The sequence below is a fragment of the Kitasatospora sp. NPDC029367 genome, from assembly GCF_055569135.1.
On the sequence record NZ_JBVHYH010000042.1, the window covers coordinates 14,009 to 36,878 of the forward strand.

The following is a 22,870-nucleotide window of genomic DNA, read 5'->3' on the forward strand; positions in this document are numbered from 1 at the left end:
CGCTGCGGCGGCCGGGCCCTCGGTGCTGTCCGACCCCGGCTAGCCGGCGACCGGCGCGAAGCGGACCGGCAGGTGTACCAGGGCGCGGTGGAACGGGCCCGGGCGCCAGAGCAACTCCCCTGCCGGGGTGGCCAGTTCGAGGTCACTGAGCCGGCTGGTGAGCTGCTCGATGGCGGTGATCGCGATCAGCAGGGCCGGGTCCCGGGCCGGGCAGGCGTGCGGGCCGGCCGCCCAGGCCAGGTGGGCGCTCTCGCCGCTGCGCAGCTCGCCGCCGTCGGTGGCCGGCGCCGCCTGGGAGTTGGCGGCCGCGTACGAGACCAGCACCAGCGAGCCGGCCGCGATCTCGCGGCCGTGGAAGGTGATGTCGTACCGCGGGTAGTGGGCCGAGAGGTTGGCCAGCGGCGGTTCGTGCCACAGCACCTCGTCGATCGCCTGGTGGGCGGTCATCGCGCCGCCGAACAGCGAGCCGGCGTAGCGGGCGTCGGTGAGCAGGCGCAGCAGGGCGTTGCCGATCAGGTTGGTGGTCGGCTCGTGCCCGGCGATCATGGTCAGGGTGATCTGCCGGATCACCTCGTCGTCGTCCAGTCCGACCGGGTGGGTGACGAACCAGGAGGCCAGGTCGTGCCGGGGGCGCTCGCGGCGCTCGGCGACCATCGCGGTGACCACCGCGACGAGCTTGCCGTACGCGGCGCCGGCCCGGGCGCCCGACTCGATCAGCCCGGTGATCGCGGCCACCACCTCGGTGTGCTCCTCCTCCGGCACGCCGAACCCGGTGGTCAGCACGAAGGCGGGCAGCTGGCGGGCGTACTCGGCGATCAGGTCGGCGCTGCCGACCGCGGCGAAGCGGTCGATCAGCCGGTGGGCGACCTCGGCGATCTGGCGCTGCAGCCGGTGCGGTTCGAGCAGGGCCAGGCCGTCGGTGATCACCGCGCGGTAGCGGGCGTGCGTCGCGCCGTCGCTGAACAGCGCGGTGGGGCGGTAGCCGAGCACCGGCAGCAACGGGGAGTCCGGCGGGAGGGTCGCCTGCCAGGCGCGGGAGTCCTTGGAGAAGGTGTCGGTGTCGCGCAGCAGGTCCAGCGCGGCCTGGTAGCCGGTGACCAGCAGGGCCTCGACACCGGGGGCGATCTCGACCGGGGCGACGGCGCCGTGGCGGCGCAGCCGCTCGTACGCCAGCTGGGGGTCGGCGGCGAAGACCGGGCCGTAGATCGGGGTCGGTCGGGTCTCGACGGTCACGGGCGTTCCTGGGGATCGGTGACGGTGACGGGCAGGGTGTCCAGGACGTGCTCGGCCAGGGCGATCAGCGCGTCGAGGCTGCTGCCGCGCTCGCGCGCGTCGCACAGCAGCAGCGGGGTCGCGGCGTGCAGGTCCAGGTGGGCGCGCAGCACCTCGGGCGGGTGCTCCGGGGAGTCCGGGAAGGTGTTGACGGCGACGGCGTACGGCAGGCCCTGCTCCTCGACCATGTCCATGATCTCGAAGGAGTCGGCCAGCCGGCGGGTGTCGGCGAGCACCAGCGCGCCCAGGGCGCCGCGGGCGATGTCCTGCCAGAGCGGGAAGAAGCGGCGCTGGCCGGGGGTGCCGAACAGGTAGAGCACCGTGTTGCCGGGCAGGGTGAGCCGGCCGAAGTCCACCGCGACCGTGGTTGTGGTCTTCTCCGGCAGGCCCGCCAGGTCGTCCACCGGCCGGCCGGTCTCGGTCATCGCCTCCTCGGTGTGCAGGGTGGCGATCTCGGAGAGGGTGCGGATGAGCGTGGTCTTGCCGACCCCGAACGGGCCGGCGACCACCAGTTTCATCAGCAGTTGGTCCCGGTCGGGCAGGTAGCCCACCCGGCTCGACCGCCCGGCCGGGAGGCCGTGGTCGGAACCGGGGACCTGGCTGAGGCCGGGGCCGGGGACCTGGCCGGGGCCGGGGCCGGGGACCTGGCCGGGGCCGGGGCCGGGGACCTGGCCGGGGCCGGGGACCTTGCCGGGGCCGGAACCGGGGTCACCGGAGCGCACGGAGTCCAACGAGGAGCCTCTCGACGATGGAGCGGTCGGTCTGCTGGGCGCGCGGGATCGGCGCGCGGGCGCGCAGGCAGCCCGCCTCGACCAGGTCGGCCGCGAGGAAGACGGTGGCGCTGACCGGCAGGCGCAGGTGCGCGGCGGCCTCCATCACGGTCAGCGCGCCGGGGCGCAGCAGTTCCCAGAGCCGGCGGTGCTCCGGGTCGAGGTCGGCGGGCGGTTCGGCGCGGTCCGCGAACAGGACGGTCAGCCGCTCGAAGCCGTCGGTGCCGGGGCGGCTGCGGCCGCCGGTGGCCAGGTAGGCGGGCACCATCCGCCTGCGGGGGACGGCGCTCATGACCCGGTCGGGGTGCCCTGCGCGCCGGCCTCCTGCTGCCGGGACGGGCTGGCCAGGGCCCGGCCGAGGGCGGCGACCTGGAGCTGCATCTGGTAGGCCACGTTGCCGAGTTGGGCGTCCGGGGCGGTGAACACGGCGAGCGAGGTGTTCTCCCCGGCGGGGACCACGATGGCGTAGCCGAGGTCGGACTCCACCACGGTCTGGGCCAGTCGGGGCCGCTCGACGTCGGTGAAGGCGGTGGTGAAGGCGCGGGCCGCGGCGTGCACGGTGGCGGTCATCGCGGCGACCCGCTCGGCGGAGGCCCGGCCGAGGCTGTCGGAGGCGGCCTCGACGAGGCCGTCACCGGTGGCGACCACCGCGTGCAGCACCCCCGGGAGCTCCAGCAGCGGGTTCAGCACCCAGGAGATCTCTTCGGTGGCGGTCGGGCTGGGCGAGCTGCTCACTGCTCGGCTCCTTCTAAGGTCGGTCCGGTGGTGTGGTCACCGGTGTCGCGGCCGGCGGTGGTGTCGCCGGTGCTGCGGGTCTCGCCGGTACTGCGGGTGTCGCCGGTGCTGCCGGTCCCGTCGGTGCTGGGGGTGTCGCCGGTCGCCGTGCTGCCGGGGGTGCCCGGGGCGGCCTGGGCCGCCGCGGCCCGGCCGGAGTCGGTGCCGCGCTGCAGGGCCTGCCAGTGGGCGGCGGCCCGCTCGGGGGTGCGGACGTACGGTGCGGGCTGCTCCCCCGGGCCGCCCGCGGCCCCGGCGGCGGGTGCCCCGGCGGACGCTCCCCCGGCGGCCGGTGCCCCGGGCGCCGACCCCCGTTCCTCGCCGCCGCGCGGGCGGCGGCGGCGCCGACTGGGCAGGCCGCTGCCGTCCCCGTCGGGGGTGGCCCCCGCCTCCGGGTCGGGCACCACGTGGATGGCCGGCGCCGGGTGCGGCCCGGGCTGGTTGTGGCGGTCGGCGAGCACCGGCGGGCCCTGCTCGTCGGCGTCGCGCATCGGCGGGACGGCCGCGACGGTGGGCGCCGGCGCCGGGCCGCCGCCGGCCCGCAGCGGCAGCGGGGTGAGCACGGACAGCGGCTGCTCGTCGTCCACCGTGGTCACCAGCGCGGCCGGGATGCGCAGGAGGGTCCGCATACCGCCGTACGGCGAGGGCTCGATGTGGCAGGTGAAGCCGTACTGGCGGGCCAGCTTGCCGACCACCGCGAAGCCGGTCTTGGGCGGGTTGCCCAGCTCGGTGAGCAGCACGTCCGCCGGGCCGGCCAGCAGTCGGCGGGCCCGGCGCAGCTGGTCCTCGTCCATGCCGATGCCGCTGTCGTCGACGATCACCAGCGCGCCGCGGCCGCCCTGCTGGACGGTGACCGGGACGTCGGTCTCCGGGTGGGAGTAGGCGGTGGCGTTGGCGAGCAGTTCGGCGATGGCGATGGCGATCGGCTCGGCGGCCCGGGCGACCACGGCCAGCCGCTGCTCGCGCAGGTGGTTGGCGACCTTGATCCGGGCGTAGCCGGGCACCCGGGAGAGCGCGCCGACGACCACCTCGGCGAGCGGGGAGTCGGTCCGGGCCAGGCCCGGCCAGGCCTCGCAGAGCACGGCGACGGTCTGGATCCGGCGCAGCGCGACCTCGTTGCGGAAGTCGACCTCCAGCAGCCGGGGGTCGTCGTTGTCGTGCTGGAGCTGCTGGACCAGGCTCTGGATCTGGTAGAGCAGGGTCTGGATCCGGGAGGTGGCGCCGCGCATGGCGGCCCGGGCGGCGGCGTCGACCCGCTCGCGCTCGTCGGCGAGGGCCGCGGTGGTGGCGTCCAGCACGGACTGCAGCGCCCGGACGCCCTCGGGGCCGACGGCCTGCGGGTCCAGCGGGCCGACCGCCGGGGCGTTGGTGTGGGTCAGCCGGACGGCCGTGGCGACGACCCGTTCCTGGGCGAGGTGGCCGATCTCGGCCAGCAGCGCGGCGGCGGCGCGGTCCGCGGCGGCCAGCCGGGCCTCGGCGGCCGCGGCGCGGGCGTTCGCCTCCCCGATGCCGGCGTTCGCCTCCTTGGCCCGGGCGTTGGCGGCGGCGCCCCGCTGGTCGGCGGCCCGGGTGTGCTCCTCGGCCCGCCTGGTCTGCTCGGCGGCGTTCCGTACGGCCTCCTGGGCCTCGTCCCGCTGGCGTTCCGCGCGGGCGAGTTTGGCCTCGGCGGCGCGGGCCTGCTGCGCGCTCTGGCCGAGCGCGGCCTCGGCGGCCACCGCCCGGCGGACGGCCGCGGCCCGGCCGCGGGCGAGCACGACCGCGGCCGCGGTGGCGGCCAGCGCCAGGACGATCAGCGCGATCAGCGCGATCTGCGTCATCGGGGTCCTCGGGTGTCCTTGCTGCTCGGCCCGGGCCTGCGCCCGGGGTGCGGTTCCGGGCGGAGCTCGGGAGCGGGGTGCGCGCGGGTGCGCTGGTGCGGGTGCGGGAGTGCGGGTGCCGGGCGCGCGCGGGGTCCGGCCGGGGTTGCGGCCGGTGTCCCGGCGGTCGGTACCCGGCGGCCGGTGCCCCGGCGGTCAGTTCCCCGCGGTCAGTTCCCGGCGGAGCGCGGACGCGGGATCCGGGCCGAGTCCTCGGCCAGTTCGCGGGCCACCAGGGCGACCTGGCCCATGGCGTCCAGGATGCCGGGCAGCTCGGAGCCGTCCAGGTGCCGGTACTCGGCCGCGACGGTGAGCACCAGCCGTTCGGGCAGGCCGAGTTCGGGGTGGCGCTGCTCGGCGATCACCCGCCGGGCGGCGTCCAGCGCGGGTATCCCGGCGGCGTGCAGGGTGTGGGCGCGCTCGCGGACGTACGCCAGGTAGCCGATGTGCTCCTGGACGCCCTCGCGGTCGAGCACCGGGCCGTGGCCGGGGACGAAGATCTCCGCGCCGGTGTCCAGGGCCTGTTCGCAGGCGCCGATGACGTTCTCCAGCGGGCCGGCCCAGTGCGAGGGGTGGTCGCCGGGCTGCTCGGGGGTCGAGGAGAAGATCACGTCGCCGGTGAACACGACGCGCTGGTGCGGCAGGTGGACCATCAGGTCGCCGCCGGTGTGGGCGGCGGGCAGGCTGGTGATCCGCACCGGGTAGCGGCCCACCTTGAGCTCCAGCTCGCCGGTGAAGACGGTGTCCGGGTGCACCGGCTCGGTGGTGGACCAGTCGAAGCCCCCGAAGTGCTCGCGGAGGTAGCCGCCGAGCGGGGAGTCCGGGTCGCTGTTGGTGAGCAGGGCGTGCTGCTGCTGGGGGGTGGGCTCCCAGTGGATGTGCTCCAGCGCCTCGCGGGTGGCTATCACCTCGGCGTCGGGGAGCACTCCGGCGCCCCACAGGTGGTCGCCGTTGGCGTGGGTGACGACCACCCGGTCGATCTCGACCCCGGTCGGCAGCAGGCGCCGACTGGCGGCCAGGAACTCCCCGGCCAGTGAGGGGTCGTACGGGGTGTCGATCCAGAGCGCGGTGGTCTCGGAGGCCAGCAGGCCGCAGTTGGCCAGGCCCCAGCCCCGCTTCGGGGGGAGCCACACGTACAGGTCCTCGGCAATCGCGCTCACGTTCGCACGGTTGATCGTCATGCGCGCGATTATGCCCATGTTGTGTCAGGGATGGGGCAAAAGCTGTACGACTAGCTGGAGTTAGTGCCCCGTTCCCTCCCGCACTGTCCGGATTCGCACCACGTGGTCGAGACCAATCGTCTCACGGCTCGGGACGACTCGTGGACACCTCACCCCGGAACCCCGACGGGACGTCGGACCGCTGGGCGGGCAGCACCCGGCAGACCTCGACCGTGACGTCCACCGTGTCCAGCCCGATCACCCGCCCCTCCACCGCGACGAATCCTTTCTCCCCCGAGCGGAACAGCGCCGCCAGCGGGGAACTCCGGTTCGCCGAGGTCAGGGCCTCCACCGCCATCGCCGAACCGAAGGCGAACACCCCGCAGAGCACGACGCAGGGCGCGTGCCGGGGCGTACGGGTGACGAAGATGAAGCCGTGGTCGCGGATCAGCTCCCCGGCCGGGTTGTACAGCGCCTCGAAGGTCATCCCGCCCCAGCGGGCGCGGGCCTCGTCCGGGTACTCGACCGCGAAGTCCGGGAACACCGCGTCCAGCACGCCGCCGGAGTAGGAGTTGACGCCCGGCCCGCCGATCGAGAAGGTCGGCATCCGCGGGTCCTGCGCCCCCGCCACCACCAGCTCGATCGTCGCCTTGCGGTTGACCTTCCGCAGCAGGTCGGTCAGCTCCGCTATCGCCCTGGCCTCGGCCATCGGCACGAACAGCACGTTCTTCGGCCCGCGGCTGGTCAGTTGGCAGCCGTCCGAGGTGAAGGCGAACTCCGCCACCTCCAGGCTCGGGATGACGATCTGCACCCGCCCGTACGGCGCCAGCAGCGCCCGCAGGAAGCCGTAGCGGAGGAACAGCATGGTGCGGGCGAGGGAACGGGCCGCGAGGAAACCGATCACGGCCGGAACCGATGCGATCAGCACCTGGAGCAGGATCTCCATATGATCCCCCGGGGGAAGACTCGACCACGAACTGTGCGCCCTGGTCATGTCCCCGTCCGTGGCCGGAAATACCCCCCTTCGCGGCAAATCGGGGGCTCGGGCCCGCGCGCCCCCCGTCACCCCAGGCGCTTGATCCCCCTGCGCTCCCCCGCGCAGCGCTCGTACCCCAGCCAGGCGTTGATCGCCAGCATCGGCGCGTTGGTGGCGTCGTTGCTGGTGTACGCGCGGCGGTGGCCCGCCGCGGCCGCGCGCCGCAGCGACTCCAGCTTGGCCAGCTTGGCCAGCCCGCGGCCGCGGAACTCCCGGCGGCAGGCGGTGAACCCGGACCAGTAGCGGTCCACCCCGTCGGTCTGCGCCAAGGTGAGGGCCGCCGGCTCGCCGTCCACCACGGCGACCACCGTCAGCCCGAGGTCGAGGTCCGGCCGGGCCCAGTCGCCCCGCAGCCACTCCTCGTAGTCCAGGGCGTCCATCACCACCTCGCCGGGCTCGTCCCGGATCGCGTCCGCCTCCACCAGGAACAGCGGGCGCGGATCGTCCGCCCAGTCGGTGGCCGGGCGCAGCTCGACGCCGGCCGGGCGCGCCGGCGCCGGCGGCAGCGGGAGGGTCAGGTCCCGCCCGCCGAAGTGGGCTTCGCGCCCCAGCTGGTAGCCCCGGGCGGTGCCGAAGGCCAGGGCGGCGGGCTCGTCGTCCAGCCAGGTGTGCAGTTCGGCCACCCCGTGGGCGGTCAGGTGCCGCTCGGCCGCGGCCAGCAAGGCGGTGGCCGCGCCGCGCCGCCGGAACTCCGGCAGCACGCTGCCGTTGGCGTAGCCGACGCCGGTGGTCGTCGTCCCGAGCACCAGTCCGCAGCGCACCGCGCCGACCACCCGGCCGTCCAACTCGGCGACGAAGGTGCGGAAGTGCTCCTCGGGATTGGTCCGGGCGTTCATCCAGAGCAGCGCCTCGGCGCTCATCACCAGGTGCTCGCGGCCGGCCCGGTGGGCGGCCGCCACCGCCTCGGCGTCGGCGGGGCGGAAGTCTCGGATCGTCAGTTCGGTATCAGTCATGGATTCGCACGCTATCCGCGCCCGCCCTCGGCCGCCTCCGAATTTCCCGCCGACGGGCCGCCCGCCTGTGGAGTCGCCCCGGGCGGGGGCCGGAGTCCTCGATCGCCGGGACGGCAAGCTCAAATAATGCTCTGAGAAGACCGGGTGAGGCTTGGCAGCCACCCCGCCCGGGGACATCCTCAGCAACACGGCCACGCGGTCCTGGCGACGACGCCCGCACCGTCCGACGGCCTCCCCACCCGGCCCTCCGAAGGGGGCGAACCGATGACCTCCCCTGCCCTGGACCTGCCCGGCTCCGCCGCCGCCACGGTGGACACCGCCGCTACGGACACCACTGCTACGGACACCGCCTCGCCCCGGCTCGGCGTCGGCCTCGGCTGGCGCAGCGAGATCGACACCGTGGTCGAGCGCCAGCCCGGCCTGGACTGGGTCGAGGTGGTCGCCGAGAACGTCTGCGCCGACCACCTGCCCACCTCGCTCACCGTCCTGCGCGAACGCGGCGTCACCGTCGTCCCGCACGGCGTCGGCCTCGGCCTCGGCGGCGCCGACCGGCCGGACCGGGGCCGGCTCGACAGGCTCGCCGGAACGGCGCTCGCGCTCGGCTCCCCGCTGGTCACCGAGCACCTGGCCTTCGTCCGGGCCGACGGCCTGGAGGCCGGCCACCTGCTGCCCGTCCCGCGTACCCGGGACTCGCTGCGGGTGATCGCCGAGAACGTCCGGATCGCCCAGGACCAGCTCCCGGTGCCGCTCGCCCTGGAGAACATCGCCGCCCAACTCGCCTGGCCCGACGACGAGTTCACCGAGGGCGAGTTCCTCGCCGAACTCGTCGAGCGGACCGGCGTCCGACTGCTGATCGACGTGGCCAACCTGCACACCAACCGGGTCAACCTCGGCACCGACCCGGCCGCCGAGCTCGACCGCCTGCCGCTGGAGGCGCTCGCCTACGTGCACGTCGCCGGCGGCACCCTGGTCGACGGCGTGTGGCACGACACCCACGCCCACCCCGTCACCGAACCGGTGCTGGAGGTCCTGGCCGAACTCTGCGCGCGGGTCGAACCGCCCGGCGTCCTGCTGGAACGGGACGCCGACTTCCCGCCGCCCTCCGAACTGGCCGGTGAACTGGACGCCATCCGTCGGGTGCTGGAGGGGAGCACCCGATGACGCCCGACCTGGACCGCGTCGAGCCGACCCGGCCCGCAGGCGCCGAGGACGCGACCGGTGACCGCACCGAGTGCGCCACCGGCAGCGCCCGGGAGCGCCTGGCCCGGCGCCAGACGGAACTGCTGGCCGCCCTGGTGGCCGGCGGGCCCGTCCCGCCCGGCTTCGACCCGGACCAGGTCCGCGCCCAGTCCACCGGCCTCGCCGCCAAGCGGCGCGACACCACCGCGAAGGTCGCTCCCGACCTGCCCCGCCTGCTCGGGGCGCAGTACGGGCCGCTCTTCCTCGCCTACGCCCGCACCCACCCGCAGACCGGCGGCTACCACGCCGACGCCCGGGCCTTCGCCGCGTGGGTGCTCACCGACGGCGGCCCGTCCGCCGCCGACCACCGCCGCGCCCTGGAGCAGTGGCTCCACCCGGCGCCCGAGCCGCCGCCCGGCCCACTCGCCAGGCTGCGCCGGGCCCTGCGCGGCCACTGATCCGACGTCTCACTCGGGGGAACCGCCCATGTGGCACAACAGCTACTTCCTGATCCCGGCCCTCCTGCTGGTCGCGGCCGCGCTGTACGCCTCCCAGGCCCGGCAGCGGGTCACCCACGTGCCCCGCCCGCAGGGCCTGCCCGGCCGCGGCCTGCCGCTGCTGGACACCGCCTTCCTGGCCGGCGGCCCGGGCCGGGTCTTCGACACCGCGCTGATCCGGATGCACCTCGGCGAGCAGGTCGTGATCAACCGCGCCGGACTGGTCACCCTCACCGGCGCCCGGCCGTACGACGCGGTCGACCAGGCCGTGCACGACGCGGTCGGCCCGACCGGCAGCCGGGAACTCGGTGCGCTGCGCCGCACGGTGACGCGCTCCGCCGCCGTCCAGGAGATCGGCGACCGGCTCGCCGACCGCGGCCTGATGCGCCGTCCGGAACGGCTGCACCGGGCTCGCATGGCACGGCGGCTGCTCTGGCTGGCGATGCTCGACGTCGTGGTCTTCGCCGGGCTCGCCCTGCTGCTGGACGACGGCGCCGCCCTCTACGACCGCCCCAACCTCTGGTACCCGGGCCTGCTGCTGTTCCTCGGCGCCGTCACCCTGCTCGCCACCCGCCCGGCCGACGGCCGGGTCACCCCGGCCGGGCACCGCCAGCTCGCGCTGATGCGGGGCGGCACCCCGTGGACGCCCGGCTCCGGCGTCTCCCCCCGGCTGACGGGCGGCGCGATGCTGGGCGCGGTCGCCCTCGGCGGCCTGGCCGCGGCCGCGCTGGACAACCAGGAGCTGGAGGCCGCGATGCTGGCCGCGGCGGCCGAGGACGAGGCGCTGCGACAGGCCCAGGCGTCCTCGTCCTTCTTCTCCTCGTCGTCCTCGTCGAGCGGGTCCTCGGCCGGCAACTCCTCGTCGAGCGACTCCTCGTGGAGCGGTTCCTCCTGCGGCGCCGCCGCCACCGCCTCGTGCGGCTCCGCCGGCTCCGGCTCCACCCACCACCACTCCTGCGGCTCCTCGCACCACTCCTCGTGCGGTTCCTCGCACTCCAGCAGCTGCGGCTCCTCGCACTCCAGCTGCGGTTCCTCCTCCAGCTGCGGGTCGAGCTGCGGGAGCAGCTGCGGCGGCTCCTGACGTCACAGTTCGGTATCGCGCCCCGGGAAGCCGTTCCCCGCGCCGGGGCGCCAGGCATAGAACAAGCCCATGTGGTTGCTGTTCCTGATACCGGCCTGTGTCGCGGCGGTGCTGTCCTGCCTCCGGCTGGTGCGGATGACCGCCACCGCCGATGCCCTCGCCGACCAGGACGGGCTGCGCCCGCCGGAGGCCGTCGGCATCGGACTGTACGAGACGGCCTACCTGGCCGGCGGCCCGGACCGGGTGGTCGAACTCGCCCTCGTCCTGATGGCCGGCCGCGGCCGCCTGCACCTCGCCCACACCGGCTGGACCACCGTGGTCGACCCCAGGGGCCGCAGCCGGCTGGAACGGGCGGTGATCGCCACCGTCGGCCCCGAGGGCCAGTGCCGTACCGACGAGCTGCGCCGGGCGATGGGCGAGCACCCCACCGTGCTGGAGATCGGCGCCCGGCTGGCGCTGGCCGGCCTGGCCACCCCGGCCCTGGTCCAGCGCAACACCGTGGTGGCGGTGCGCCAGGTCCGGCACGCGATGCTGCTGACGGTGGTGCTGCTGGCCGCCGCGGTCTCGCTCAGCGGCTTCACCGGCGGTGACACCCTCGCCCCGTTCGCCTGGTTCGCGCTGCCGCTGGTGCTCACCGCGGGCACCCTGCTGATGGCCCGGGTCGACGTCTACCCGTACACCCGCTGGGCCTCCCCGACCGGCCAGGAGGTGCTGCGCGAGGTCCGCCCGGCCCGCCAGCACGGCCTCGCCGACGACGAGGAGCGCGAACTGCTCACCGCCGTCGCGATGAACGGCCCCGCCGTGCTCCCCGACGCCCGCCTGCGCGCCGCCCTGCGCCCGCACCGCGGCTGAACCGCGGCCGAACCGCACGAACGCCGGAGGCCGGCTCCCCGCCCGAGCGGGGGGAGCCGGCCTCCGGTGCAACGCGGGTCAGACCAGGCCGTTCAGCAGCTCGCTCACCGGCTTGCGGCGGCCGGTGAAGAACGGCACCTCCTCGCGGACGTGCAGCCGGGCCCGGGAGGGGCGCAGGTCGCGCATCAGGTCGACGATCCGGTGCAGCTCGTCCGCCTCGAAGGCGAGCAGCCACTCGTAGTCGCCGAGCGCGAACGAGGCCACCGTGTTGGCCCGCACGTCCGGGTAGCCGCGGGCCATCTGGCCGTGCTCGGCGAGCATCGCGCGCCGCTCGGCGTCCGGCAGCAGGTACCACTCGTAGGAGCGGACGAAGGGGTACACGCAGACGTAGTCGCGCGGGCGCTCGTCGGCGAGGAAGGCCGGGATGTGCGACTTGTTGAACTCGGCCGGGCGGTGCAGCGCCATGTTGGACCAGACCGGCTCCAGCTGGCGGCCCAGGCCGGTACGGCGGAAGCGGTTGTACGCCTCCTGGAGGTCGTCCGAGTCCTCGGCGTGCCACCAGATCATCAGGTCGGCGTCCGCGCGCAGCCCGGACACGTCGTAGGTGCCCCGGATCGTCACGTCCTTGGCGTCCAGCTGCGCGAACAGCTCGTCCACCTCGGCGGCGAGGGCGGTGCGGTCCTCGGGCAGGGCGCCCTTGAGCTTGAACACCGACCACATGGTGTAGCGGATGACCTGGTTCAGGTCGCGTGCCTTCTTCTTCTCGGGCCGCTGCTCGGGCTCCCGCTCAACGCTCTCAGTCATGCGCCCATTGTCCTCTCCGTGGAACCGTCCCCGGTCGCCGGGGTCGACGGTCTGTCGATGTGCTCGCCGACGGCCGCCACCGCGGCGGCCGCCGAAGCGATGCAGGCCGGGATCCCCACCCCGTCGTACGCGGCGCCGCACAGCGCCAGGCCGCCCACCGCCCGCACCGCCGCCCGCACCCGGGCCACCCGGTCCGGGTGGCCCACCGGGTACTGCGGCAGGCCCGCCGTGAAGCGCGACACGAAGGTGTCGTACGGCCGGGCGGTCAGGCCGACCGCCTCCTCCAGGTCCGCCAGCGAGCGGGCCACCAGCTCCTCGTCCGGCAGCTCCAGCACCTGGTCCTCGCGGTGGCGGCCCAGCGAGGTGCGCAGCAGGAAGGCGTCCGGGGCGGAACGGTCCAGCCAGCCCCACTTGTTGGAGGAGAAGGTCGAGGCCTTGATCCGGCGGCCGTCCACCGGCGGCACCAGGAAGCCGCTGCCGGCCGGCGGCCCGGGCAGGTCGGCGCGGCGGAACGCCAGCGTCACCAGGGCCATGCCCGCGTACTCGACGGTGTCCAGCTCGGCGGCCGCCGTCGGGGCGTCCGCCCGCAGCAGCCGGGCCGCGGCCGGCGCCGGGACGGCCAGCACCACGGCGTCGGCGGTCAGCACCTTGCCGCCGGCCACCACCCGCCAGCCCTCGGGGGTGCGGCGCAGCTCCTCCACCGGGGTGTCGGTACGCAGGTCCACGCCCGCCCGCACACAGGCCGCGGCCACCGCCTCCGGCAGGGTGCCGAGGCCGCCGCGCAGGCCCTGGAACACCGGGGTGCCGACCACCTGCGGCCGGGACGCCAGCGCGTGCACCCCCTCGACCAGCGAGCCGCCGCCCTGGGCGATCGGCAGCAGCTGCGGCACGGCGGCGCGCAGCGAGATCTCCTCGGCGCGACCGGCGTAGACGCCGCCCAGCAGCGGCTCCACCAGCCGGTCCACCACCTCCTGGCCCAGCCGGTCGGCGACGTAGCGGCCGATCGCGACGTCCTCCCCGACCTCGCCGGCCCGCTCGTGCCGGGCCCGCTCCAGCCCCTCGGCGCTGAGCACCCCGGAGGCGGCCAGCGCCTCCAGGTCGCCCGGGACGCCCATCACCTGCCCGCCCGGCAGCGGTCGCAGCGCGCCCCTGGTCCAGATCGCCGCCTTCGCGCCGGTCGGCGGCTCCAGCTGTTCCCCCAGCCCGACGGCCCGGGCCAGCTCGACCGCCTCCGGCCGCCGCGCCAGCACCGACTCGGCCCCGAGGTCCACCCGGACCCCGCCAACCTCGCCGCCCCACAGCTTCCCGCCGACCCGCCCCGACGCCTCGAGCAACGTCACCCGCGCCCGCGCCGGCCCCCCGGCCGCCCCGCTCAGGAAGGCGGCCGCAGCCAGCCCCGCGATCCCACCACCGACGACGACGACCTGTGCATCCGACATGCTCGCAGTCTCGCAGGTCTTTACGCCGGAGCCTCAATCCGCTGCACGCTCGGGCTTCGCCGGTACCAAGCCGTCCAGGTCGATCGAGATCGGGAACGGCACCGGCCGCTCCAGCGTGCTCCGGAAGATCCCGGCCGGGACGTACGAGGAGGTCACCCGCTCCAGCTCGAAGACGTGGACGACGGGCAAGCCGTCCTCCTCCTCGACGATCCAGTAGTGCGGGATACCGGCCTCTGCGTACTTGCGGACCTTGACCGTACGGTCGCGGTGCGCGGACTCCGGCGAGACGACCTCGACGACGAGCGCCACCTCATCAGGGACGAACTGGGTGCGATCGGCATCGAATTCGGCCTTGACGACGAGCACATCCGGCTCGGGGCGATTTCGTTTGTCGAGCTTGATCGTCATCTCCCGCCCGACCCGGTACCCCTCCGGCGTCTGGGGCCGCAGGGCGTACACGAGGTCCGTGACGACATCACCGTGCCACCACCGCTGGGGGGACATCATGAAGACCAGTGCTCCGTCGATCAGTTCGGTGTGACGTGGCGCCTGCGGCAGGTGGTCGAGGTCATCGGCGAACCAGCCCTCGGCTCTGGGCGCGTACATCCAGTCCGGCAGCTCACTCATGCCCCCAAGATAGCGAGTCCCGAGGCGCGGAGAGCCGCTGCTTGGTCTGTGCGCCATGGAACCGATCGTGGTGAGTGCGTGCCTGGCCGGAATCCCCTGCCGCTACGACGGGCGGGCGAAGTCGTCCGTGTCCGGTGCCCGGGCAGCGCCGGCGGCGGCCGAGGTGGCAGGCGCGCGGCGGGCGCTGCTGATGGCGCGCAGTCCGTCGTGCGGCTGCGGGCAGGTGTACGACGGGACGTTCACCGGGGAGCTGCGGCGCGGGGACGGGGTGACGGCGGCGCTGCTGCGGCGGGCGGGGATCGAGGTCACCACCGGATGGCCCGGGTCCGGCCCGCCGCCGCAGCCCGACGCGTCAGCGCGCGCTGGCCTCGTGCACGAAGGAGACCAGGCGGCTGAGCGCGTCCGGGTCCATGGACGGCATCACGCCGTGGCCGAGGTTGAAGATGTGGCCGCTGGTGCCGAGCGCCTGGGCGGCGTGCAGCACCTCGCGGGCCTTGGTCTCGACGACCTTGGTGGGCGCGTACAGCACCGCCGGGTCGAGGTTGCCCTGGAGGCCCTTGCCGGGGCCGACCCGCTCGGCGGCGACGTTCAGCGGCACCCGCCAGTCGACGCCGACGATGTCCGCGCCGGCCTGGCCCATCAGCCCGAGCAGCTCGCCGGTGCCGACGCCGAAGTGGATCCGCGGCACGCCGTAGTGGGCGACGGCGTCGAAGACCTTGGTGCTGGCGGGCATCACCGAGCGGCGGTAGTCGTCCGGGGCGAGCGCGCCGACCCAGGAGTCGAACAGCTGGACCGCGGAGGCGCCGGCCTCGATCTGCACCTTGAGGAAGGCGGAGGTGATGTCGGCGAGGCGGTCCAGCAGGGCGGCCCAGAGCTCGGGCTGCCCGTACATCATGGCCTTGGTGTTCTCGTGGTTCTTGGAGGGACCGCCCTCGATCAGGTAGCTGGCGAGCGTGTACGGCGCACCGGCGAAGCCGATCAGCGGGGTCCCGCCGAGCTCGTCGACCAGCAGGCCGACGGCCTCGGTGACGTAGGGGACGTCGTCGGGCTCCAACGGGCGCAGCCGGTTGAGGTCCTCGAAGGTGCGGATCGGGTCGGCGATGACCGGGCCGATGCCGGGCTTGATGTCCACGTCGACGCCGACGGCCTTGAGCGGCACCACGATGTCGCTGAAGAAGATCGCCGCGTCCACCTTGTGCCGGCGCACCGGCTGGAGGGTGATCTCCTTGACCAGCTCGGGCCGCATGCAGGACTCCAGCATGGGGATGCCCTCGCGGACCTTCAGGTACTCGGGCAGCGAGCGGCCCGCCTGGCGCATGAACCACACCGGCGTGTGCGGCACCGGCTCGTGCCGGCAGGCGCGCAGGAACGCGGAGTCGTGCGCGGCGCCGCGGCGCGCGGGGGTGCTTCGGCCGTCGAGGGTGGCCGCCGTCGGGTCTGCCGTAGTCTCGCTCACGGGTCAAATCTTCGCATGCGCCCGGGGGCGCACTTCCCGGGCGGTCTCGTCGGTTCCTCCAAGATCTGGCCGGTTTGCCGTTCCGGCACGCCGCTCGGACGGAAGTTGCGGCGATAACCCGGGTCTTCGACCTAGTCTTCGGGGCATGGCAGCGGTCGGCGGGCACCCCGCACAGGGTGGCGGAACAGGTGGCGGAACGGGTCGGGAGGGGGCGCCGAGCGAGTTCCGGGCCGCCGTGGAGGCCCTCGACGGGGCGCGGCTGCGGCCGGAGCTCCAGCTCTCCCCCGCACCGGCCCCGCGCCGGCTGGCCCCGTACGCCTTCGCGCTGACCGCCACCGTGGAGGTGGACGACGAGGAGCTGGCCGACGGCCGGCTGGTCCTGCTGTACGACCCGGCCGGGCAGGAGGCCTGGAACGGGGAGTTCCGGGTGGTCACGATGACCCGGGCGGAGCTGGAGCCGGAGATGGCCGGCGACCCGATGCTCTCCGAGGTCGGCTGGGCCTGGCTGCTGGACGCGCTGCAGGCGCACGGCGCCGGGTACGCGGAGCCGTCCGGCACGGTGACCCGCTGCGCCTCGCAGTACTTCGGCGGCCTGGCGGACCGCCCCGCCGCGACCGAGATCGAGATCCGGGCCTCCTGGACGCCGGCCGACGGCCGGTTCGAGCGGCACCTGGCGGCCTGGGGCGACCTGCTCTGCATCAGCGCCGGGCTGCCGCCGGCCAACCCGTCCCCGCCGCCGGCCGAGGTCACGTCACTCGGTGGAGTGGTCCCGATGCCCGCCCGGCGACGCCCCCGGTCGCACTGAAGGGTGGCGTCCGAGCCGGAGGGCACCGCCTGCCCCGACGCCACCCCCAGGACTGACGGAGTGTGACTTCGGCCCCGCTCTGCGTCAATTACCTGTTCAAAGTCGATCGATCTGTCACGGATCTGATCGATTTTGTACGAATTCCAGGCATGTCGCATCAGTCATATGCGCGATTTGTCCGTATTGTTACTCACTAGATCGTGATCTTTCGCTAAAGCCGGGCACGGTAGCTGCCGAAGCAGACTGTGACCCTTTCCGAACGCGGAACACTCCGACCGCCCCCTCGGGGTTCCGTCCGCCACTCCCCGCAGGAGGCCTGGTGTCGGTCCTTCTTGAGCACCCCGCAAACGTGGTCGCCTACCGCCCGACCAAGCCCACCGCCATGGTGGTCATCGCCGATCCCCGCGTCCGAAACACCGTCACCCGCCACCTCTGGGCGCTCGGCGTCCGCGACGTGATCGAGGTGTCCTCGATCGCCGAGGCCCGCCCCCGGGTCTCCACCCCGCGCGACATCTGCGTCGCCGACGTCCACCTGCCGGACGGCTCCGGCCTGACCATCCTCGCCGAGACCCGCGCCGCCGGCTGGCCCAACGGCCTGGCCCTGTCCGCCGCCGACGACATCGGCGCGGTCCGCAGCGCGCTCGCGGGCGGCGTCAAGGGCTACGTGGTCACCGGCACCCGCACCAACGTCGCGATGCCCGGCCGCCCGGGCCTGCCGCTCGGTGCCGCCGGGCTGGCCGGCCGGATGCGCCGCCCCGGGATGCCGGGCATGCCGGGCGCCGCCGGAGCCCCGGGCGCACCGGGTGCCCCCGGGGCGCCGGGCCCGCAGCAGACCGCCTACCGCGAGCTGTCCGGCCGCGAGGTCGAGGTGCTGCGGCTGGTCGCCGAGGGCCAGTCGAACAAGGCGATCGGCGTCGCGATGGGCCTGTCCGCGCTCACCGTGAAGAGCCACCTGGCCCGGATCGCCCGCAAGCTCGGCACCGGCGACCGCGCCGGGATGGTCGCGGTCGCGCTGCGCACCGGCATCATCCACTGAGCCGGGTGGGGCCGGACGGCTCCGCGAACCGTCGGCGGCCCAGGAGGAACGTTCCTCCTGGGCCGCCGCACGCTCGTCCGGCGGCACCCGGGTGCCGGGCCCGGCGGTCCGTCAGCCGGGCGCCCGGGCAGCCGGTCGGGTGGCCGGGCGGGTGGCTGGGCGGACGACTGGGCGGGCGGGCGATCAGCAGTCTGACCAGTCCGACAACACTCCCAGTTCCGGTGACCGTCGTACCCTTGGTGGGTGACCGACGCCGTAGCAGCCATCCCAGAAGAAGCAGCCCCGGTCCCGCTCCTCGAACCGAAGGAGGGGATCCCGCCCGTCGTGGCGGACGAGCAGGCGCTGGCAGCCGTCGTCGCCGCCTTCGCCGCGGGCACCGGACCTGTCGCCGTCGACGCCGAGCGCGCCTCCGGTTACCGCTACGGGCAACGGGCGTACCTCATCCAGCTGCGCCGCGCGGGCGCCGGCTCGGCGCTGATCGACCCGATCGCCTGCCCCGACCTCAGCGGACTGGGCGCCGCCATCGCGGACGCCGAGTGGGTGGTGCACGCCGCGACCCAGGACCTGCCCTGCCTCGCCGAGGTGGGCATGAGACCGACCCGTCTGTTCGACACCGAGCTGGCCGGGCGGATCGCCGGCTTCGCCCGGGTCGGCCTGGGGCCGATGACCGAGAACGTGCTCGGGCTGAGCCTGGCCAAGGAGCACTCGGCGGTCGACTGGTCCACCCGCCCGCTGCCCGAGCCCTGGCTGCGCTACGCCGCTCTGGACGTCGAGGTGCTGGTCGAGCTGCGTGACGCACTCGAACAGGAGCTGGACGCCCAGGGCAAGCTCGACTGGGCCCTGGAGGAGTTCGCCGCGATCGCCGCCGCGCCCCGCCCGGCCCCGCGCACCGACCCGTGGCGGCGCACCTCGCAGCTGCACAAGGTCCGCCGGCGCCGCCAGCTGGCCGTGGTGCGCGAGCTGTGGCTGACCCGCGACCGGATGGCCCAGGAGCGCGACGTCTCCCCCGGCCGGGTGCTCTCGGACGCCGCGATCGTCAACGCCGCGCTGGCCATGCCGCTGAACATCGCCGCGCTCCAGGCCGTCCAGGGCTTCGGCCCGCGGCTGCACCGGCGCCAGCTGGACCAGTGGCTGGCGGCCGTGCAGCGCGGCCGGGAGGTCCCGGAGAACCAGCTGCCCCCGGCCGCCGCCCCGCACGACGGGCCGCCGCCGCCGCGGGCCTGGGCGGAGAAGGACCCGGTCGCGGCCGCCCGGCTCTCCGGTGCCCGCGCCGCGGTCAGCGAGCTGGCCGAGCGCCACCGCCTGCCCGCCGAGAACCTGATCACCCCGGATCTGGTGCGCCGGGTCTCCTGGGAGCCGCCGGCCGACCTGAGCGGCGACGGCGTGGCCGCCGCGCTGCGCCGGCTCGGCGCCCGGCAGTGGCAGGTCGACCTGGTGGCACCGGTGGTGGCCGCCGCCTTCGCCGCGGCCGCCACGGCCGGCACCGCCGCCACCGCCGAGGCCTGATCCGGCCGGAGCGCCCGGGCCCGCCCGCGCGGCCCCGCCGCCCGTCTCCCGTGAGGGGGCGCCGTCCGCACGGACGGCGCCCCCTCACCGCGTTCCCGGGGAGCCTTCCTGGTCGCAGTGGTGCCGGACGTGTCGCGGGACACATGGTCAGAACCCTCCGAGGGGCCTGGGCAGGTTGGTTACCGACCGGTAGCATGACTCTGACGCGGCGCCGCTCGGGATCTTCCGGCGGCAGCCTGCACACCCGAAATGTTGGTCCCTGGGAGGAGAGCCCCCGTGCCTCGTACCGCGAGGGACGTCGTCTTCGTCGATGGCGTCCGCACCCCGTTCGGCAAGGCCGGCCCGAAGGGCATCTACCACGAGACCCGCGCCGACGACCTCGTCGTCAAGTGCATCCGGGAGCTCGTGCGCCGTAACCCGAACCTGCCCGTCGAGCGCATCGACGAGGTCGCCATCGCGGCCACCACGCAGATCGGCGACCAGGGTCTGACCATCGGGCGCACCGCCGCCCTGCTGTCCGGCCTGCCGAAGTCCGTCCCGGGTTACGCGATCGACCGCATGTGCGCCGGCGCCCTGACCGCCGTGACCACCACCGCCGGCGGCATCGCCTTCGGCGCGTACGACGTGGTCGTGGCCGGCGGCGTCGAGCACATGGGCCGCCACCCGATGGGCGAGGGCGTGGACCCGAACCCGCGCTTCGTCTCGGAGAAGCTGGTCGACGAGTCCGCCCTGTTCATGGGCATGACCGCGGAGAACCTGCACGACCGCTTCCCGCACATCACCAAGGAGCGCTGCGACGCCTACGCCGTGCGCTCCCAGGAGAAGGCCGCCAAGGCGTACGCCAACGGCGACATCCAGCCCGACCTGGTGCCGATCACGATCCGCAACACCAACCCCGAGGTCGGCGAGACCGGCTGGGGCCTGGCCACCGTGGACGAGCCGCTGCGCCCGGGCACCACGATGGAGTCGCTGGCCGGCCTCAAGACCCCGTTCCGCCCGCACGGCAACATCACCGCGGGCAACTCGGCCGGTCTGAACGACGGTGCCACCGCCTCGCTGCTGGCCGCCGAGGACGTCGCCGAGGAGCTCGGCCTCCCGGTCAAGATGCGCCTGGTCTCCTACGCCTTCGCGGGCGTCGAGCCCGAGGTCATGGGCATCGGCCCGGTGCCGGCCACCGAGAAGGCGCTGGCCAAGGCCGGTCTGACCATCGACGACATCCAGGCCTTCGAGGTCAACGAGGCCTTCGCCGTCCAGGTGCTGTCCTTCCTGGACCACTACGGCATCGCGGACGACGACGAGCGGGTCAACCCGTTCGGCGGCGCGATCGCCTTCGGCCACCCGCTGGCCTCCTCGGGCGTGCGCCTGATGAACCAGCTGGCCCGCCGCTTCGAGCAGCGCCCGGACGTCCGCTACGGCCTGACCACCATGTGCATCGGCTTCGGCATGGGCGGCACCGTCATCTGGGAGAACCCGCATTGGAGCGGAGCGGAAAAGTCGTCTCAGGTCGAGGGTGGTAAGTGAGCATGAGCAACACCACTGAGCTGCTCCAGCAGGGCGCCGAGCTGTTCCCGGGCGAGGTCGTCACGACCGCCCACGTGCGCCACCTGGACCTGCCGCTGCAGGCCGGCAAGCTGGCCATGATCACCCTCGACAACGGCTTCGACCACACCAAGCCGACCACCTTCGGCCCGGGCTCGCTGCTCAAGCTGTCCGAGGCGCTGGACCAGGTCGAGGCCGAGGCGGCCGAGGGCAAGATCGTCGGCGCCGCGATCACCGGCAAGCCGTTCATCTTCGCCGTGGGCGCCGACCTCAAGGGCGTCGAGCTGCTCAAGCAGCACGCCGACGCGCTGGCCATCGGCAAGGGCGGCCACGAGGTCTTCAAGCGGATCGCCGCGCTGCCCGTCCCGACCTTCGCCTTCTACAACGGCGCGGCCATGGGCGGCGGCGTCGAGGTCGGCCTGCACTGCGACTACCGCACGGTGTCCGCGGGCGTTCCGGCCTTCTCGCTGCCCGAGGTCTTCCTCGGCCTCGTCCCCGGCTGGGGCGGCTGCACCATCCTGCCGAACCTGATCGGTGCCGGTAAGGCCGTCAAGGTCATCATCGAGAACTCGATGAACCAGAACAAGCAGCTCAAGGGCAAGGACGTGTTCGAGCTGGGGATCGCCGACGCGATCTTCGAGCCGGCCGACTTCCTGGAGCAGTCGCTGCTGTGGGCCGCCAAGGTCCTCAAGGGCGACGTCGTCGTCGAGCGCGAGGCGATCGACCGCGGCAAGGCCTGGGACGACGCCGTCCTCTGGGGCCGCATGGTCGCCGACGGCAAGGTGCACGGCGCCGCCCCGGCCGCCTACAAGGCGCTGGACATCATCGCCGCCGTCAAGGACGCCGACCTCGCCGACAAGGCCAGCCTCCAGGCCGGCTTCGACGCCGAGGACGCGGCCCTGGCCGACCTCATCATGAGCGGCGAGCTGCGCAGCGGCATCTACGCCTTCAACCTGGTGCAGCGCCGGGCCAAGCGCCCGTTCGGCGCGCCGGACAAGTCGCTGGCCCGCCCGGTCAACAAGGTCGGCATCGTCGGCGCCGGCCTGATGGCCTCGCAGCTGGCGCTGCTGTTCGCCCGCCGTCTGGAGGTGCCGGTGGTCCTCACCGACATCGACCAGGAGCGCATCGACAAGGGCGTCGGCTACGTCCACGCCGAGATCGACAAGCTGCTCGGCAAGGGCCGGATCGGCCAGGACAAGGCCAACCGCCTCAAGGGCCTGGTCAGCGGCTCGCTGGACAAGGCCGTGGCCTTCGGCGACGCGGACTTCGTGATCGAGGCCGTGTTCGAGGAGATGGGCGTCAAGCAGACCGTCTTCGCGGACCTGGAGGCCGTGGTCTCGCCGACCTGCGTGCTGGCGACCAACACCTCCTCGCTGTCGGTCACCGAGATGGCCTCGAAGCTCCAGCACCCCGAGCGGGTCGTCGGCTTCCACTTCTTCAACCCGGTCGCGATCCTGCCGCTGCTGGAGATCGTCCGCGGCGAGCGGACCGACGACGCGTCGCTGGCCACCGCCTTCGCCGTGTCGAAGAAGCTCAAGAAGACCTCGGTGCTCTGCAAGGACGCCCCGGCGTTCGTGGTGAACCGGATCCTGACCCGCTTCATGGGCGAGATCCAGAACATCATCGACGAGGGCACCCCGATCGCCAGCGTCGAGAAGGCCGTCGAGCCGCTCGGCCTGCCGATGTCCCCGATCGTGCTGCTGGAGCTGGTCGGCCCGGCCATCGCCCTGCACGTCTCGGAGACCCTGGCCGGCGCCTTCCCGGAGCGGTTCACCGTCTCCGAGAACCTCGGCAAGGTGGTCAAGGCCGGCAAGCGCGGCTTCTACACCTGGGTGGACGGCAAGCAGGTGCTGGACCCCGAGGTGCTGGAGCTGCTGACCTTCGGCGACACGGTGCTCACCGAGGAGCAGGTCCTGAACCGCTCCCTGGAGGCCGTGGCCCAGGAGATCGGCCTGATGCTGGAGGAGGGTGTCGTCGGCGAGGCCCAGGACATCGACCTCTGCATGATCACCGGTGCCGGCTGGCCCTTCCACCTGGGCGGGATCACCCCGTACCTGGACCGTGAGGGCGTCTCGGAGCGGGTGAACGGCAAGAAGTTCCTCGCCCCCGGCGTGGCCTCGGTGCCCGCGTAAGGCGTAGCGGTACGAGCGGAGCCCCCGGCGACCTGGTCGCCGGGGGCTCCTGCGTTGCGTGCCTGGCCTCGGGTGCAAGGCGGTGGACGGCGGCGG

At 74.1% G+C, this 22,870-nt stretch carries 19 protein-coding genes and 2 pseudogenes; 9 read left to right on the forward strand and 12 right to left on the reverse strand.

What is annotated here, in order from left to right:
- Positions 1-39: 39 nt before the first annotated feature.
- From ACZ4W5_RS22380 to ACZ4W5_RS22415, 8 genes are all read right to left on the reverse strand, one after another.
- Entirely contained in the window at positions 40-1,233 is a 1,194-nt protein-coding gene (locus ACZ4W5_RS22380; RefSeq protein WP_465656429.1) for a cytochrome P450, read from the reverse strand.
- Entirely contained in the window at positions 1,230-1,790 is a 561-nt protein-coding gene (locus tag ACZ4W5_RS22385; protein ID WP_360236397.1) for a GTP-binding protein, read from the reverse strand. The genes ACZ4W5_RS22380 and ACZ4W5_RS22385 overlap by 4 nt, the downstream gene beginning before the upstream one ends.
- 190 nt (positions 1,791-1,980) lie before the next feature.
- Complete coding sequence (locus tag ACZ4W5_RS22390; RefSeq protein WP_360236052.1) at positions 1,981-2,334, reverse strand: DUF742 domain-containing protein; 354 nt, start codon at positions 2,332-2,334, stop codon at positions 1,981-1,983.
- Positions 2,331-2,777, reverse strand: coding sequence for a roadblock/LC7 domain-containing protein (locus ACZ4W5_RS22395; RefSeq protein ID WP_360236049.1), 447 nt, complete (start codon positions 2,775-2,777; stop codon positions 2,331-2,333). The genes ACZ4W5_RS22390 and ACZ4W5_RS22395 overlap by 4 nt, the downstream gene beginning before the upstream one ends.
- Positions 2,774-4,633 carry an ATP-binding protein gene (locus ACZ4W5_RS22400; RefSeq protein ID WP_360236046.1) on the reverse strand — a complete coding sequence of 620 codons (1,860 nt, stop codon included), beginning with the start codon at positions 4,631-4,633 and terminating at the stop codon, positions 2,774-2,776. The genes ACZ4W5_RS22395 and ACZ4W5_RS22400 overlap by 4 nt, the downstream gene beginning before the upstream one ends.
- Positions 4,634-4,842: 209 nt before the next feature.
- The gene (locus ACZ4W5_RS22405) at positions 4,843-5,853 is read right to left on the reverse strand and encodes an MBL fold metallo-hydrolase (protein WP_360236043.1); all 1,011 of its coding nucleotides are present in this window, start codon (positions 5,851-5,853) and stop codon (positions 4,843-4,845) included.
- A gap of 121 nt (positions 5,854-5,974) precedes the next feature.
- Positions 5,975-6,778 carry a hypothetical protein gene (locus tag ACZ4W5_RS22410; protein WP_360236040.1) on the reverse strand — a complete coding sequence of 268 codons (804 nt, stop codon included), beginning with the start codon at positions 6,776-6,778 and terminating at the stop codon, positions 5,975-5,977.
- Between the two features lie 116 nt (positions 6,779-6,894).
- The gene (locus ACZ4W5_RS22415; protein ID WP_360236037.1) at positions 6,895-7,821 is read right to left on the reverse strand and encodes a GNAT family N-acetyltransferase; all 927 of its coding nucleotides are present in this window, start codon (positions 7,819-7,821) and stop codon (positions 6,895-6,897) included.
- A 309-nt stretch (positions 7,822-8,130) separates the two neighbouring features.
- Between ACZ4W5_RS22415 and ACZ4W5_RS22420 the strand changes: the two are divergent.
- The 3 genes and pseudogenes from ACZ4W5_RS22420 (at position 8,131) to ACZ4W5_RS22430 (ending at position 11,430) form a co-directional block, all read left to right on the forward strand.
- Positions 8,131-9,458, forward strand: a pseudogene (locus ACZ4W5_RS22420) (MbnB/TglH/ChrH family RiPP precursor modification enzyme).
- A 28-nt stretch (positions 9,459-9,486) separates the two neighbouring features.
- The gene (locus ACZ4W5_RS22425; RefSeq protein ID WP_360236034.1) at positions 9,487-10,578 is read left to right on the forward strand and encodes a TIGR04222 domain-containing membrane protein; all 1,092 of its coding nucleotides are present in this window, start codon (positions 9,487-9,489) and stop codon (positions 10,576-10,578) included.
- 69 nt (positions 10,579-10,647) lie between these two features.
- Positions 10,648-11,430, forward strand: coding sequence for a TIGR04222 domain-containing membrane protein (locus ACZ4W5_RS22430; protein ID WP_360236031.1), 783 nt, complete (start codon positions 10,648-10,650; stop codon positions 11,428-11,430).
- Positions 11,431-11,508: 78 nt separating this feature from the next.
- Here the strand turns inward: ACZ4W5_RS22430 and hemQ are convergent, their stop codons facing one another.
- From hemQ to ACZ4W5_RS22445, 3 genes are read right to left on the reverse strand one after another with little or no spacing between them, the layout of a single operon-like run.
- Positions 11,509-12,234 carry a hydrogen peroxide-dependent heme synthase gene (hemQ, locus tag ACZ4W5_RS22435; protein ID WP_350509318.1) on the reverse strand — a complete coding sequence of 242 codons (726 nt, stop codon included), beginning with the start codon at positions 12,232-12,234 and terminating at the stop codon, positions 11,509-11,511.
- Positions 12,231-13,673, reverse strand: a complete 1,443-nt coding sequence (hemG, locus tag ACZ4W5_RS22440; protein ID WP_465656434.1) for a protoporphyrinogen oxidase — start codon at positions 13,671-13,673, stop codon at positions 12,231-12,233. The genes hemQ and hemG overlap by 4 nt, the downstream gene beginning before the upstream one ends.
- 33 nt (positions 13,674-13,706) lie before the next feature.
- Positions 13,707-14,300, reverse strand: coding sequence for a Uma2 family endonuclease (locus ACZ4W5_RS22445; RefSeq protein ID WP_360236025.1), 594 nt, complete (start codon positions 14,298-14,300; stop codon positions 13,707-13,709).
- 55 nt (positions 14,301-14,355) lie between these two features.
- Between ACZ4W5_RS22445 and ACZ4W5_RS22450 the strand changes: the two are divergent.
- Positions 14,356-14,607: pseudogene (locus tag ACZ4W5_RS22450) on the forward strand (2-thiouracil desulfurase family protein); the annotation flags it as partial.
- 45 nt (positions 14,608-14,652) lie between these two features.
- On the opposite strand, the gene hemE reads toward ACZ4W5_RS22450, so the two are convergent.
- On the reverse strand, positions 14,653-15,756 hold the full coding sequence (gene hemE / locus ACZ4W5_RS22455; protein WP_465656436.1) for a uroporphyrinogen decarboxylase: 1,104 nt from the start codon (positions 15,754-15,756) through the stop codon (positions 14,653-14,655).
- Positions 15,757-15,901: 145 nt separating this feature from the next.
- Between hemE and ACZ4W5_RS22460 the strand changes: the two genes are divergently transcribed.
- The 5 genes from ACZ4W5_RS22460 (at position 15,902) to ACZ4W5_RS22480 (ending at position 22,774) form a co-directional block, all read left to right on the forward strand.
- Positions 15,902-16,561, forward strand: coding sequence for a DUF3000 domain-containing protein (locus ACZ4W5_RS22460; protein ID WP_360236022.1), 660 nt, complete (start codon positions 15,902-15,904; stop codon positions 16,559-16,561).
- Positions 16,562-16,880: 319 nt separating this feature from the next.
- A complete protein-coding gene (locus ACZ4W5_RS22465; protein ID WP_350511717.1) occupies positions 16,881-17,597 on the forward strand; it encodes a response regulator transcription factor in 717 nt (238 codons plus the stop codon).
- Between the two features lie 243 nt (positions 17,598-17,840).
- The gene (locus ACZ4W5_RS22470; RefSeq protein ID WP_465656438.1) at positions 17,841-19,103 is read left to right on the forward strand and encodes an HRDC domain-containing protein; all 1,263 of its coding nucleotides are present in this window, start codon (positions 17,841-17,843) and stop codon (positions 19,101-19,103) included.
- Positions 19,104-19,379: 276 nt separating this feature from the next.
- The gene (locus tag ACZ4W5_RS22475; protein WP_360243902.1) at positions 19,380-20,624 is read left to right on the forward strand and encodes a thiolase family protein; all 1,245 of its coding nucleotides are present in this window, start codon (positions 19,380-19,382) and stop codon (positions 20,622-20,624) included.
- Between the two features lie 2 nt (positions 20,625-20,626).
- Positions 20,627-22,774: a 3-hydroxyacyl-CoA dehydrogenase NAD-binding domain-containing protein gene (locus tag ACZ4W5_RS22480; RefSeq protein ID WP_360243905.1), complete on the forward strand. Its 2,148-nt coding sequence runs from the start codon at positions 20,627-20,629 to the stop codon at positions 22,772-22,774.
- Positions 22,775-22,870: the final 96 nt, after the last annotated feature.